The 13,998-nt window shown below is 60.4% G+C and carries 9 protein-coding genes and 1 tRNA gene; 7 read left to right on the top strand and 3 right to left on the bottom strand.

Features of this window, described 5'->3' with window-relative positions; translation table 11 throughout:
• Nucleotides 1–16: 16 nt before the first annotated feature.
• Together AC25BC_RS03665 and AC25BC_RS03660 are read right to left on the bottom strand one after the other, a co-directional pair.
• Complete coding sequence (locus tag AC25BC_RS03665) at nucleotides 17–847, bottom strand: DUF429 domain-containing protein (RefSeq protein WP_128440115.1); 831 nt, start codon at nucleotides 845–847, stop codon at nucleotides 17–19.
• Entirely contained in the window at nucleotides 840–1,799 is a 960-nt protein-coding gene (locus tag AC25BC_RS03660; protein WP_128440114.1) for a DUF5655 domain-containing protein, read from the bottom strand. The genes AC25BC_RS03665 and AC25BC_RS03660 overlap by 8 nt, the downstream gene beginning before the upstream one ends.
• Before the next feature lie 448 nt (nucleotides 1,800–2,247).
• On the opposite strand from AC25BC_RS03660, the gene hsdR reads away from it, so the two are divergent.
• The 4 genes from hsdR to AC25BC_RS03640 all read left to right on the top strand — a co-directional run bounded on the left by hsdR (nucleotide 2,248) and on the right by AC25BC_RS03640 (nucleotide 10,087).
• Nucleotides 2,248–5,658: a type I restriction-modification system endonuclease gene (gene hsdR, locus AC25BC_RS03655; RefSeq protein ID WP_128440113.1), complete on the top strand. Its 3,411-nt coding sequence runs from the start codon at nucleotides 2,248–2,250 to the stop codon at nucleotides 5,656–5,658.
• A 65-nt stretch (nucleotides 5,659–5,723) separates the two neighbouring features.
• Nucleotides 5,724–7,253, top strand: coding sequence for a class I SAM-dependent DNA methyltransferase (locus AC25BC_RS03650; protein WP_128440112.1), 1,530 nt, complete (start codon nucleotides 5,724–5,726; stop codon nucleotides 7,251–7,253).
• 37 nt (nucleotides 7,254–7,290) lie between these two features.
• Nucleotides 7,291–8,829, top strand: a complete 1,539-nt coding sequence (locus AC25BC_RS03645) for a restriction endonuclease subunit S (protein WP_128440111.1) — start codon at nucleotides 7,291–7,293, stop codon at nucleotides 8,827–8,829.
• 10 nt (nucleotides 8,830–8,839) lie between these two features.
• Nucleotides 8,840–10,087 carry a ComEC/Rec2 family competence protein gene (locus AC25BC_RS03640; protein WP_128440110.1) on the top strand — a complete coding sequence of 416 codons (1,248 nt, stop codon included), beginning with the start codon at nucleotides 8,840–8,842 and terminating at the stop codon, nucleotides 10,085–10,087.
• 19 nt (nucleotides 10,088–10,106) lie between these two features.
• Here the strand turns inward: AC25BC_RS03640 and AC25BC_RS03635 are convergent.
• A tRNA-Gln gene (locus AC25BC_RS03635) sits at nucleotides 10,107–10,180 on the bottom strand.
• A gap of 162 nt (nucleotides 10,181–10,342) precedes the next feature.
• On the opposite strand from AC25BC_RS03635, the gene AC25BC_RS03630 reads away from it, so the two are divergent.
• From AC25BC_RS03630 to AC25BC_RS03620, 3 genes are read left to right on the top strand one after another with little or no spacing between them, the layout of a single operon-like run.
• Nucleotides 10,343–11,260: an MBL fold metallo-hydrolase gene (locus AC25BC_RS03630; protein WP_128440109.1), complete on the top strand. Its 918-nt coding sequence runs from the start codon at nucleotides 10,343–10,345 to the stop codon at nucleotides 11,258–11,260.
• Nucleotides 11,257–11,715, top strand: a complete 459-nt coding sequence (locus AC25BC_RS03625; RefSeq protein ID WP_128440108.1) for a thiol-disulfide oxidoreductase DCC family protein — start codon at nucleotides 11,257–11,259, stop codon at nucleotides 11,713–11,715. Before AC25BC_RS03630 ends, AC25BC_RS03625 begins: the two co-directional genes overlap by 4 nt.
• Nucleotides 11,712–13,436 (top strand): saccharopine dehydrogenase family protein, encoded by a 1,725-nt coding sequence (locus AC25BC_RS03620; protein ID WP_128440107.1) that lies wholly within the window; start codon nucleotides 11,712–11,714, stop codon nucleotides 13,434–13,436. Before AC25BC_RS03625 ends, AC25BC_RS03620 begins: the two co-directional genes overlap by 4 nt.
• Nucleotides 13,437–13,998 lie beyond the last annotated feature (562 nt).

Genomic DNA, 13,998 nt, shown 5'->3' with positions numbered 1-13,998 from the left:
CCATGCCAGGAGCGCACTATCTAATCGGCACATTCCTTTTCCTTGCAGCAGTAACCAGCCGCTCATGGATGCCGTTTACTGCCGGGGCGATCATGTAGCCGTTGTCCAGATCACCAATCATGACAGATTGATCGCGTGGTGCCACCAGCCAATGCAAGCCGATGAGGCCACAGATCATTGCGTCAACCTTGTCCTGATCGGCTTTCCTCGGCATCAGGTTAGTCGATACACTCGAACACCAGAGTTCTAGCTGCTCCAAAGCCCTGAGCGATCCGAATGTCCGGATCGTCTCCGCCACGGAATGCCAGTGATCTAAGTTAAACATTTTCCGATTGGCGGGATTGTATTTTGGCGCCCCATGACGTTGGCAGTAAGCGCTCTCCATAACAACCAGTGCTAGAGCGGGGAATACTTCAATTAGAAAGAGCCCTGACGATGCGGTCCGTGCGGCCTCTGGATCCTCGATGGCGCCGATTGCCTGTTTGAACCGCCAGATGGGTGCGGCATCATCAAACATGCCAAGCTTCGATCGGTTGGCTGGCTGAACACCGCCACCTACCCAGGAGATGAGCGCCCCCGCGACTTTGTCGACCGGACGCGAGCCACTGAGGTTCGGAACGATTGTTGGCTGATCGAGCGCGACGAGACATTTGCCGACCTCAGACCTTTCGGTCCTTATAATCGCTGCCGCTTCGCTGAATGACGCCAACCTCGGCGCAACGTGCAACCGCGCACCTTGCGAATCGAGTCGAACGACACAGATTGCACCTGGCGCCTTAGGATTGTCGGTCCACGCTGAGTCAAAACCGACGACAGATGTAGTTGTGGCGCTCCCCTGATCACCCACCCTCGTAAGCCCGAACCAGTAAAGGCTGTGCTTTCTCAAAATCCGCCATCGACTTTAGCGTTACCTGCAGATCACCCGTACCAAAGTGCCCAACATCGCTTACGTCGCGCGTAAAGCCCTTTTCAATTGCCAAGGTAGTTGGATCGAGCTTTAGGAAAAGCGTCACAGTCCGCGCCTGGGGATAGATCTCCATGCAGACGAAGTTCTTCAGCCGCTTAAATGCTGTGTAGAGCTTCAATTCCTTTACCTGCACATCATCCCCGAGCGCGATCAGAAACTGGTGAACTGCGTCATAGATATCTCGAAGGTCTGCTGACGATTGCGATAGCCGGTAGCTCATCCTTTGACTGAGATAGGGGTCGCTTTCCTGACCGGCCTCAGCTGTGGGCTGCAGGGAGCCTAGGCTTTTGACCTCAGTTATCACCTTAGGGCCAGTGAGTTTACTGGTCTTCGGCACATGCACCAGTTCCAACATCAACAGATCTTCGCCGAACCGCCGGTAACGAATAAGCTCGATGTTTCTGGCGATCTGCTTAACGGCGTGCTCGTCATAGCGGGTGAAATCGCCGGCGATGCAGAGCAGTCGCGGAGCTGACCAGTCAACGGCATTCGCCACGTCCTGGCCGAGGCGTTCCATAACCAGCCATTGGAATTCCTTGCGGTGATCAAGCAGCCAGTCGAGGTAGAACAGGCCCTGGTTGATAACGTTCTCGTTCACCGATCGCTTGTATTCGATGATGACCGGCGAGTTGTCCTCGTCCAGGCCGAGCGTATCGATCCTTCCGCCGTGCACGTGCCCGGTCGAATGCTCGGTCGCCAGGAAGCGGATGCCGAGCAACGCCTCAAGATTGGCCTCGAACAGAACCTGCAGAGATTTCTCGACCTGCATGGCGCTGCCGGGCAGTTCGCTCACCTGCGCGCCGCCGAAATGAAAGAGTTTGATATCGCTCAAAATTTGCCCCGGGCGTGACCACAGATTGTACTGAAATCTCTATTCGCTTTATCGCCCTTGTCCAGACAATTTGCCGGCGAGCGCCGATTTGCTGGGATTGGCCGTCGACCCCGGCTGGGCGCCGACGAAGACGGGCGGCGGCGCGCCCGATATGGGCATCTCATCCAGGCATGGCTCACGAGCGATGCGGCGTCGCCTAAGGTCAATCGGGCCTTTTCGGATGCGCTCGCGGGGAAGCTTGCGGGTTAGACTGGCGTTCGGCTGTTTGCGGAGCGCGCGTAAGACGCGAGATCGCATTTTCTCGTATTTCTTTAGGTTCTCTGCTCTCAAAACGTCTTTAATGCATCGGAAATAAATTCCGCTCATCAATTTGTAGGAGATGTTTGCCCGCACTCAAAACGTGTGGCATGTCTATGCCAGGCGGGGATCGGGGCATTGGGTAGAGTAGTTGTCGGCTAATTTTGATCATCTGCGGGAGATTAGCAACGAGCTCCACCGTCTCGGTGTACTGGCAGAGCGCTTCTTTTCGGAAGACGCAAACACCTCGCTGATCAAGAGCCGTCAGTTCGGCGAATACATGGTCAAGGAAATTGCGGCGCTGTCCGGCGTTTATAATGCCGCCGGCCGCGAAACGACACATGACCTTCTTCGTCGCCTCGCAACTCAGCAAGTACTGCCTCGCGAGGTGGCCGATATCTTTCATGCGGTGCGCAAGGCAGGCAACAAAGCCAACCACGACTTTGGCGGCTCATCCGCTGAGGCGCTCTCTGCTCTGAAATTCTGCCGCGCGCTCGGTGTCTGGTATCGGCGGACCTATGGCCGCGACCCGAATTTCAAGCCAGGCCCGTTCGTGCCGCCCAGATCGCCGCAAGGCGTGGATCAGGCCACGCAGTCTGAACTCGATGTCCTCCGGCGCCAGGTACAGGAAGCCGAGACAAAGCTCGCCGCAGCGCACGCCTCAGCCGACGAACTGGCCAAGGCACGAGCCGCCGCCGACGAGCTCGCCCGTCAGAGGGCCGAGGAAAGTGCTGTCTCGGCGAAAACGGCCCTCGAGCTCGAAACTAACCAGGCCGATATCGCTCGGAATCTAGGGGAACTACAGAAACAGGCGGAGGCGCAGCCGCAACAGCTGCAAATGGAATTCAAATACGCCGGCCTGCAGGCCGCCAGCCGCCTAGAACTCGATGAAAGACAAACCCGGCGCCTCATCGACGTGCAGCTTGTCGATGCCGGTTGGGAGGCCGACAGCGGCACACTCGTCCATCAGAAGGGCGCGCGGCCGGAGGAAGGGCGGAGCCTCGCAATTGCCGAATGGCCGTCAGAGGGTGGACGAGCCGATTATGCCCTTTTCATCGGGCTTACCTGCGTCGGTGTCATTGAGGCAAAGCGCGAGAGCGTGGATGTGCCGTCAACGCTGCACCAGGCGGAACGTTATGCCCGGACTATCGAACTGCCACCGGAGCATCGCCATCCTGATGGACCGTGGAAGCATGGGCTGGCGGATCCTTTCCGCCTACCCTTCGTCTTCGCCACCAATGGCCGCCCTTTCGTCCGCCAGTGGCAGACCAAGTCCGGCATTTGGTTCTGCGACCTGCGCCGTGACACAAATCATCCGAGGCCGCTCACGGCTTGGTTTTCGCCAAAAGATCTGCTCGACATTCTGGAGACCGATCTCGACGCAGCCGCCCAAGGCTTGGCCGAGGAAAGCTTCGGCAAGGGCAAGATGCGCCCCTATCAGGAAGAGGCGATCGCTGCGGTCGAGGATGCGATCGTCGCGGGCCAGCGCGAGATACTCGTCTCGATGGCGACCGGTACGGGCAAGACGCGTACTAGTATCGCGCTAATGTACCGCCTGCTGAAGCACAAGCGGTTCCGCCGCATCCTCTTCCTTGTCGACCGCAAAGCCCTTGGCAAACAGACGAACGACGCTCTGGAAACGACCGAGATCGAGGGCATGCTGAACTTCGCCCAGATCTACAAGGTCGCGGGGCTGGAGAAGAAGGTCCCAGAAGACGAAGATCAGGTGCAGGTCGCGACCGTCCAGTCGCTGATCGCCCGCATCCTCAACGAGCCGGACCCAGCCAAGCGCCCGACGCCCGGCACCTTTGACTGCATCATCGTCGACGAGGCCCATCGCGGCTACACGCTGGATGCGGAACTGCGCGAAAGTGAGATCGGCTTCCGGAATCTTGATGACTACCAGTCGGCCTATCGCCAGATCCTCGACTATTTCGACGCTGTGAGGGTGGCGCTCACCGCGACGCCCGCGCTCCACACCCGCGAGATTTTCGGCCATCCGGTCTTCCATTATGGCTATCGCCAGGCGGTCGTTGAAGGCTATCTCAACGATCACCTTCCGCCGAAACGCATCACCACGGCCCTCTCAGAGGCCGGCATTCATTTCGAGGGTGGCGAGGAGGTCGAGATTGTCGACCGGAAGACGGGCCAGATCGATCTCTTTGAACTGCCGGATGACGTTCCGCTCGACTACGATGTCGCCGATTTCAACAAGCGGGTCTATTCGGAGTCCTTCAACCGCATCGTCTGCCGGGCGATCGCAACCGAGATCCCATCTGGCAAGCCGGGCAAGACGCTGATCTTCGCCGCCCGCGATGCCCATGCCGATGATATCGTCCGCCTGCTGATTGAGGAACTGCAGGAGGAACACGGCAAGGGTGCTGTTCCGCACAACATGGTGACGAAGATCACCGGCAATGTCGACAAGCCCGACGACCTGATCCTGAAGTTCAAGAATGATCCCTATCCGAAATACGTCGTCACCGTCGATCTGTTGACGACGGGTATCGACGTGCCCTCAATCTGCAATCTCGTCTTTGTTCGAAGGGTCAAGAGCCGTATCCTTTACGACCAGATGATCGGCCGCGCCACGCGGCTCTGCCCGGAGATCGGCAAGGAGCATTTCCGCATCTTCGATGCCGTCGATCTTTATGCCGAGCTGCAGGAGATGACGGATATGCGCCCAGTAGTGATCAAGCCGGACGTCTCGCTCGGCCAGCTCGTCACCGATCTCGACACGGCGGAAACGGACGAGGACAAGAGCTGGGTCGCCGGCCAGGTGATTGTCCGCATGCGCGCAATGGCAAAACGTATGGATGCCGAAACCCGCGAAAGTTTTGAGCGTCATACGGGCGAGACGCCGGAAATGGCGGTGCAGCGACTTGCCACCCGCTCCGGTCCCGAGTTGCAGTACTGGCTGAAAGCCCATCCGCGCGTGCTCGAACTTCTGGAGCGCCGTCCGGCGAACACTGGCGACGGTAGTGACGGCGTGGTGATCTCCACCCATGAGGATGAGCTGCTGCGCATCGAGGAAATCTTCGGCAAAAACACCACGCCGGAGGATTACATCACCGGCTTCGAACGTTTCGTGCGCGAGAACATGAACCAGGTCCCAGCGTTGATTGCCGTTACGCAACGCCCGCGCGATCTGACCCGCAAGGAGCTGTCGGAACTGGCCGGCCTGCTGGATGAGAGGAACTACTCCGAAGCCATGCTGCGCGCGGCTTATGGCAGAGCCCGCAATGCCGATATAGCCGCCCATATCATCGGCTTCGTCCGTCAGGCTGCACTCGGTGATCCGCTGATTCCCTATGCGACCCGGGTGGACAATGCGATCCTGAAGATCGAGGCCTCACGTCCTTGGACCCTGAAGCAAAAGGAATGGCTGCGCCGCATTGGTCGCGCGCTGAAGGACAAGCCGGTGGCCGATCCGACCTTGCTCGATCAAGGCGTCTTTGCCGACAAGGGCGGCTTCGAGCGCATTTCCCTGGAATTCGATGGCGATCTGGACGATGTCCTGCACGCCTTCAACGAAGCGATCTGGGGACCGTCCGCCGCCTGAGTTGACCCCATCCTTATGCCCGCTACAAACGCATCACCGATCCCTGATCAGAAAAGAATGCCGCGATGAATGCCAATGCCATCGTCCAGAAACTCTGGCGCCTCTGCACCGTCCTGCGGAAAGACGGTATAACTTACCAGCAATATGTCACCGAACTGACCTATCTGTTGTTCCTGAAGATGATGGCCGAGCGCAACCGGGAGACGGGCAGCCTGCCGAAAACCATGCGCTGGGCGGATCTCGTCCAGGCGAATGGCCTCGCCAAGCTCGAACTTTACCGCAAGACACTCGTCACTCTCGGCACCGTCAGCACCCGCCTCGGCAAGGATGACGCCCTCATCCTGCCACCGGGCGACAATGCGACGCCGGAAGAGCGTAAGCGCTATGCCGATGCCCGCCCGCTGCCGGAGATGGTGCAGGAAATCTTCGACAACGCCTCCACCTTCATCCGCGAGCCGCAGAATCTCACGACGCTGGTCACCGCCATCGATGAGCTCGACTGGTTCTCCGAGGAGCGCGACCAGTTCGGCGATCTTTACGAAGGCCTGCTGCAGAAGAACGCGGAGGAAACCAAGCGTGGCGCCGGGCAGTATTTCACCCCGCGCGTGCTTATCGAGCTTTTGGTACGCCTCATGCAGCCCAAGCCCGGCGAGGTGATCCAGGACCCCGCCGCCGGCACCGGCGGCTTCCTCATCGCCGCCGACCGTTTCATGCGCGCCCGTAACGGCGATTATTTTGATCTCGGAGAAAGGGAGCAGGAGTTCCAGAAGCGCCAAGCCTTCCACGGCATGGAAAACGTGCCGGGCACGTTGCGCCTGCTCCTGATGAACCTCTATCTGCACGATATCGACAGCGATCATGTTCATCTCGGCGATACGCTTTCCGACAAGGGCACCGCGCTTGGCCGTGCAAACCTAATCCTCACCAATCCGCCCTTCGGTCCTGCGGGCGGCGCGCCAACCCGACAGGATCTGTCAGTCACCGCCACGGTTTCCTCCTACCAGCTTCCCTTTGTCGAACATTGCATCCGCGCGCTGCGGCCCGGCGGCCGGGCGGCCATCGTCGTACCGGATAACGTGCTGTTTGAAGATGGACGCGGCAAGGCGCTCAGGCAGATGATGATGGACTGGTGCGACCTGCACACGATTTTGCGCCTGCCCACCGGCATCTTCTATGCGCAAGGGGTCAAGACCAATGTCATCTTCCTTACACGCGGCAAGACCGAAACGGGTAACACCAAGGCCGTCTGGATCTATGATCAGCGCGCCCAGATGCCGAAGTTCGGCAAGACGACTCCGCTGACGGAGGCCCATTTCGAAGGTTTTGAAAGAGCCTTTGGCAAAAGCCCCTGTGGCGCGGAGCGCGGGAAGCACGAGGGCGAGACTGGGCGCTGGCGCAAATTCACCCGCGAGGAAATTACTGCCCGCGGCGACAATCTCGATATTTCATGGCTGAGCGAGGCGGAGGACGAGGCGGAAGAGGGCCTCATTGAGCCAGACGACATTGCCGCCGCCATTTTCGGCCATCTGCAGGCCGCCATGCAGGAGATCGGAGCGGTGATCGCCGAGCTAGACCTGCCGGAGGCAGCGGAATGAGTGCGGTTATGGGTCCTTCCCCCGGGGGCGAACGGGCATGAGTGCCGAGACATCAAGCATGCACATTAGAGGAAAGGCAGCGCTAGCCATCAACAAGCCTGCCGAGGTCGCGCCTTCCGGCTGGGAGTGGGTTCCCCTGAGCCTAGTAGCTCAGCAGGAAACTGGGCACACTCCTAGCCGGTCACATCCAGAATGGTGGGGAGGAGAAATTCCCTGGATCGGCATAAGAGACGCAAGACTGCATCACGGGGGCAAAATCTACGACACTTTACAGACGACGAACCCTCTGGGGCTCACGAACTCGTCTGCACGCCTTCTTCCAGAGGGAACCGTATGTTTGTCGCGAACAGCTTCCGTTGGTTATGTAACCATCATGGGGCGGGCGATGGCGACAAGCCAAGACTTCGCCACTTGGACGTGCTACGAAGCGCTTCTTCCAGAATTTCTTATGCAAGCACTCGTGGCCGAAGGAGATGGTCTTCGTAAGTTCGGCAAGGGCACAACGCATACCACAATCTACTTTCCCGAGATACGTGCTCTGCACATTTGCCTCCCACCCCTGCCCGAGCAAAAGCGCATCGTGGCCAAGGTGGATACGCTGCACGCGAAATCCGCCCGCGCTCGCACTGAACTCGCCCGCATCAAAACCCTCGTCTCCCGCTATAAGCAGGCCACGCTCAACAAGGCATTCAGTGGAGAGTTGACGCGGGGTTGGAGAGCTCACCAGAGGTTCGTCGCATTGACCGAGGATGCTATTTTGGCAGCTCGCAAGGCTTGGTTTCATTCCCAAGGACTTGCGCCAAGCGACCCACACGCGATCTATGTTCCTGAGAACATGCACCCATTTGCAATTCCAGCAAGTTGGTCATGGCTCCGCGCCGAAGCTCTGACGGCACCGATAACGAAGGGAACGACCCCACAGAAGGAAAAGATGAATGGGCAGACGGCTGAGATCCCCTTTATCAAAGTCTATAACCTGACCTTCGATGGAACGTTGGACTTCTCGCGCGATCCGACGTTCATAGACCGTGACACCCATTTGGGAGAGCTTAGAAGATCAATCACCAAGCCTGGAGATGTTCTGATGAATATCGTTGGTCCTCCGTTGGGGAAAGTATCTATCGTCCCCGATGACTGGACCGAGTGGAACATAAACCAAGCAATCGCCGTATTCCGCCCTCTCCCATATTTGGACAGGAGATACCTAACTTACTGGTTGCTATCTGAATCGATGTTGGATTGGGCGAAACGAGACTCTAAGGCCACCGCGGGCCAAAGCAACTTAACATTGGAGCTGTGCAGAGGGCTGCCTGTTCCCACTTGCGACGCCCGCGAACAACATGAAATCGTCCGCCGCATAGACTCCGCCTTCGCCAAAATCGACCGGCTTGCGACGGAGGCAACGCGCGCGCTGGAACTGGTGGACAGGCTGGACGAGGCGATCTTGGCCAAAGCCTTCCGCGGCGAACTCGTGCCCCAGGACGAAAACGACGAGCCGGCGAGTGTCCTGCTGGAGCGCATCCGAGCCGAGCGAGTTGCCGCGCCGAAGGCGAAGCGCGTGCGCGGGAACCGCTAGGGGCTAAGCGATGAGTTTTTTGAGAGAGGGGCCGGTCAGCCTGATCGCACGACTGGTTCGGTCAGAGGCTATCACCAACGACGATTTGGTCCTGCCGAAAGCCAATCGAGTCGCTTTCGAGTTCGATTCTATTGACGCGAGGATGAGTGCCGACGAGGCGCTGGCAACCATAGCAGATAGAGCCGATCGGTCTCGTCTCGCTGTGTTGAAGATTTTGACAACCGCTGAGAACTTTCGACATCTTGCTGATGTTAGAGAAGCTAGCGATGGCCAGTGGTATCGGATCGACCTATTGCCGCGAGAAAAAAGGTCGGGACCTTTTGCTTGGGCTTCCTCATTGGGCGGCGCTGGCTATGAAGAAATTGTACCTCTGGTTCTGGACGAAATCCGTTATCTGTTCTCGGAGGGCGACAGCCCCCTGAGCCCAGTCGGAGCAGCAGTCGGAAATGAGCGGGCTCTAGCACAGGCGATTGCGGAGGCCTGCAAGTTTCCGGAAAGTGCAATCGGAAAGAGCCGTATTGCGAGCAATCTCCTCAGCGGCACGAACCCGCCCCACAAAATTGTCGTCCGAGATGTCGGGCAGGCGAGTTTCTGCAGCGCGATCGACGAGCACGGAAATGAACTCTTTCACTTGGATGCTGGCTGGCCGATCTCCTACAATAAAAAGACGACGTTCATTAAGCCGGAGCTGAAAGTTCCCGATGCCCCAGTGATCCTTTCTCACTGGGATTGGGATCATTTGCATGGTTATCACGCAATTGCGGGCCTTGCGGATGGCACTTGGCTTGTGCCGGTGCAGCGGCTTGGACCGGGCGCCAAGTTGGTCGCCGAGAAGCTTGCCACTAATAATCGACTTCTGGGCGTGAGCTCTGCGAATGTGTCGGCTGGGCCCCTACAGCTGGGGCGCTGCAAGGGTAAGGCGGGCAATCTCAATCAAACTGGCCTATGCGTTCAAACAGCCTTGCAATCGGGCAAGACGGTTCTTTTTATGGGTGACGCCGACTACGATCTAGTTCGCCCGAGGTTGACGGCCCTGCCGGACTTTATCGTCGCCACCCACCACGGCGCTAAATTCACTGGAAGCGTGGTGTTGCCAAACGGTGGCAGCGGACAGTGCGTGGTTTCGGTCGGAAAGGGGAATGGCTACGGTCACCCCTCAAATCTTGCGATCGCAAACCACTCAAGCGCTGGTTGGTTAATTGAATATACTTGCGATTGGGGCTGGGTGCCGCGTGGTAACCGGTACCTTGGGCCATAACCAATACTCAGAACAAAAATGGCTGGGGCGCCTGGATTCGAACCAGGGATGACGGTACCAAAAACCGTTGCCTTACCGCTTGGCGACGCCCCACCAGAGCTTGAGCGGAAACCGCTTGCTCAAATCGACGCCTGATTAGCAAAGCTCTTCGCCTGTCACAATGACTAAGTTTAACCCGGCGCAGATTTATGCGCTGCGCAGCACCCGCCGTCGTGCTAGGAATTGGCGACGTCATCGGCCCGAGATCATTCCTTCATGGACAGTCCCGCATTCGACCTCGCTTTCGAGCCGGCCTATGGGCAAGCCGTGCCGGTGGTTTCAGGGGTCGAGCGGGTTACAGTGAACAATCCCGGCCCTTTCACCTTTTTCGGCACCAACAGCTATATCGTCGGCTCTTCCTCCGTCGCCGTCATCGATCCCGGGCCGGAGGACGAGGCGCATTTTCAGGCGCTGATGGCAGCGCTTGCCGGCCGCGCGGTGACGCATATCTTCGTCAGCCACACGCATCGCGACCACTCACCGCTGGCCCGCCGGCTGCAGGCGGCAACGGGGGCGGTGACGGTGGGCCAGGGGCCGCACCGGCCGGCGCGGCCGCTGCGCGACGGCGAGATCAACCCCTTTTCCGAAAGCTCGGATCTATCCTTCGTGCCCGACATCACGCTCGGTGACGGTCAGACCCTGTCGGGCGATGGCTGGGCGCTGAGAGCGGTGCTGACGCCGGGGCACACGGCCAATCACGCCGCCTTCGCGCTTGCGGGTCGTGACATCCTCTTCTCCGGCGATCATGTCATGGCCTGGTCGACCTCGATCGTCGCGCCACCGGATGGGTCGATGGCGGATTACATGGCCTCGCTCGAGCGGCTGATTTCGCGCGACGACCGGCTGCTGCTGCCCGGCCATGGCGGGCCGGTGACGGAGCCGGCCGGATTCCTCAGGGCGCTGAAGGCGCATCGCCTCAGGCGCGAGCAGGCGGTGCTGGCTCGTGTGCGGGCCGGCGACACTGAGATTGCCGAGATGGTGAAGGTGATCTATCGCGACACCGATCCGAAGCTGCATGGGGCGGCCGCCCTTTCGGTGCTCGCCCATATCGAGGATCTTCTGGAGCGCGGCGAGATTGCGGCGGATGGGCCGCCTTCGCTTGCCGCCCTTTACCGGCCGGCGGCAAGGATATGACAATGAAGCCGCAAGCCGATTACAGCTATCGCGACGACCCTGATGTGCCCGCCTTTGCCGATGACCGGCCGCTGATCGTCTTCGATGGCGAATGCGTGTTCTGCTCCGGCTGGGTGAAGTTCGCGCTGAAACATGACAAGCAGCAGCGATACCGCTTCCTCGCCGCACAGACGCCGCTCGGCGCCGCGCTCTACCGGCATTATGGGCTCCACGCGCGCGACTACGAGACCAATATCTTGATCGAAAACGGCCGCGCCTTCTTCAAGTCCGACGGCTCGATCCGCATGGTGGCGGGCCTCGGCTTTCCCTATTCGCTGGTCAAGATTTTCCGGCTGGTGCCGCGGCGGGTGGCCAATGCGCTCTATGAATTCATCGCCCGCAACAGGCTGAAGATTGCCGGGCGGCAAAGCTGCATGGTGCCGACGCCGCAGCAGCGCAGCCGCTTCATCACATGAGCGAGGACCGGTTTTCGCTGCTCATCATCGGCGGTTACGGCACGTTTGGCGGGCGGCTTGCCCGGCTGCTTGGCGATCAACCCAGGCTCAGGCTGCTGGTTGGGGGGCGGTCGCTGGAAAAGGCTGACGATTTCGTCGCAGATCTCCGGACGCCGAAAGATGGTGCCGAGGGCCTGGGAAGCAATAATCTCGGCGCGTTGGTGCAGGCCGTCAGCTTCGATCGAGACGGCGATCTCACCGAACAGCTGACGCGGATGAGGCCCAATCTGGTCGTCGATGCCTCGGGGCCGTTCCAGACCTTCGGCAAGGATGCCTATAAGGTGGTCGAGGCCTGCATAAATCTCGGCATCGATTATGCCGATATCGCCGACAGCACCGGTTTCGTCGCCGGCATCGGTGGGCTCGATGCGGCGGCCAAGGCCAAGGGCACCTTCGCTCTGTCGGGGCTGAGCAGCCTGCCTGCGCTTTCCTTCGCCGCACTGGATGCGATGGCGCCGCATTTCTCCCGGGTCGACACTGTCGCAGCCGGCATTGCCCCGTCGGCGCATGTCAAGATCGGGCTCAATGTCGTGAGGGCGATATCAAGCTATGCCGGCAGACAAGTTCCGGTGCTGCGCCATGGGCAGCCGGCCTCCGGGCGCGGGCTGATCGATGCGATGCGGGTGACGGTGGCGCCGCCGGGGGTTAAGCCGCTGCGCAGCCGGAAATTCCTGCTGGTGGATGCGCCGGATCTCAAGCTGCTGCCGGCCCGCTTTGCCGATCTCAAATCCAGCTTCACCGGGGTCGGAACGGAGCCGCAGCCGCTGCAGCACTTGCTCAGCCTTGCGGCAAGACTCGTCCGCCTCAGGCTCCTGCCGTCGCTGCTGCCGTTTGCGCCGGTGCTGCAACGCGCCAGCCACGCTTTCGCGATCGGCGAACATCGCGGCGGCATGTTCGTCCGCGTCGGCGGCGTCGATCACGCGGGAAAGCGGCTGTCCTGCGGTTGGCATCTGATTGCCGAAGGTGATGACGGGCCGTTCATTCCTGTTATCGGCGTGGAGGCGCTGGTGCGCCGGCTGCTGACCGGCATCCGGCCGGAGAATGGTGCGCGGCCGGCGGCCGGCGAATTGCAGCTTGCGGATTTCGAAGCGGCCTTCCAGCGGTTTTCGATCACATCCGGCATCAGCATGGAAAACGAGGAGGCACGCCAGCCGCTCTACCAGAGGATACTCGGCAGCGCCTGGGAGCGGCTGCCGCCCGCCCTCGCCGCCCTGCATGCCGGCGGCGCGCGCGTCGCCTCCGGCCGGGCGCGGATCGAGCGTGGCGGTGGAGTGCTGGCGAGGATCGTTGCTGGGGTGATCGGCTTTCCCAAGGCGGGCGAGGATGTGCCGGTGACGGTGCGTTTCGTGCCCGAGGGTGACAAGGAGATCTGGACACGCGATTTCGGCGGCAAAATCTTCCACAGCTTCCAGGTCGAGGGAAAAGGCCGCGACCGGCATCTGCTCACCGAGGTCTTCGGTCCGTTCCGGGTGCTGATGGCGCCGGTGCCGGATGGGGAAAAGCTGCGGCTGGTGGTGCGCGGCTGGCGGTTTTTAGGGGTTCCGCTGCCGATGTTTCTGGCGCCGGGTGGCGATACTTATGAGGAGGAGCGGGATGGGCGGTTCCACTTCCATGTGGAGATCGGCGGGCGACTGACGGGGTTGGTGGTGCGGTATACGGGGTGGTTGGTGGTGGAGGAGTGAGTGGGTCTCTGCCTTCGCGCGGATGGCTGCCCCTCACCCTAACCTTACCGGGCTCGAGCCACTCGTCTCGACCCGTCCTCCGGACCCCCGCTCGCGGGGCGAGGGGACGTGCCCTGCGAGAGGTAGCGAGGGACGGAGAGGTTGCGGCATGTGTCCTCTTCTCCCCGCCGGGGAGAAGGTGGCCCGAAGGGTCGGATGAGGGGGCCACACGGCACACCCTCTCATCTTAACTATCCCACTATGCCGACGCGAGCGCGCTCGAATCCCGCATAGGCGTTGTAAGGAAAGACCGGCTTCGCCGGCCCCTTCCTTACGGTCTTGCGGGACCGACCAGCCCACCAGCCACATGGCACACCGATCAGCCCTCATCCTGAGGCGCGCAGGCCAGAGGCCGGAGCCTCGAAGGACGGGGGCGGGTGATGCGCGCTGCGGCCGCATCCATTGCCGGAGGAGATACCAGTGGCCGGCCTCGTCCTTCGAGGCCCCTGCGGGGCCGCCTCAGGATGAGGTCGGAGAGAGGCTGCGGCCCGCAGGTTGTCGAGTTTGCCGCACCCCATCCCGG

Source organism: Rhizobium sp. WSM409 (assembly GCF_057653825.1).
The sequence above is the reverse complement of the archived record's forward strand: the minus strand, read 5'-3'. Positions and strand labels throughout refer to the sequence as shown.

What these genes read in the sequence shown, in the direction of transcription:
- AC25BC_RS03630 (WP_128440109.1), top strand. Translation starts at nt 10,343, where the DNA reads ATGGACAGTCCCGCATTCGACCTCGCTTTCGAGCCGGCCTATGGGCAA.
- AC25BC_RS03625 (WP_128440108.1), top strand. Translation starts at nt 11,257, where the DNA reads ATGACAATGAAGCCGCAAGCCGATTACAGCTATCGCGACGACCCTGAT.
- AC25BC_RS03620 (WP_128440107.1), top strand. Translation starts at nt 11,712, where the DNA reads ATGAGCGAGGACCGGTTTTCGCTGCTCATCATCGGCGGTTACGGCACG.
- AC25BC_RS03650 (WP_128440112.1), top strand. Translation starts at nt 5,724, where the DNA reads ATGAATGCCAATGCCATCGTCCAGAAACTCTGGCGCCTCTGCACCGTC.
- AC25BC_RS03640 (WP_128440110.1), top strand. Translation starts at nt 8,840, where the DNA reads ATGAGTTTTTTGAGAGAGGGGCCGGTCAGCCTGATCGCACGACTGGTT.
- AC25BC_RS03645 (WP_128440111.1), top strand. Translation starts at nt 7,291, where the DNA reads ATGAGTGCCGAGACATCAAGCATGCACATTAGAGGAAAGGCAGCGCTA.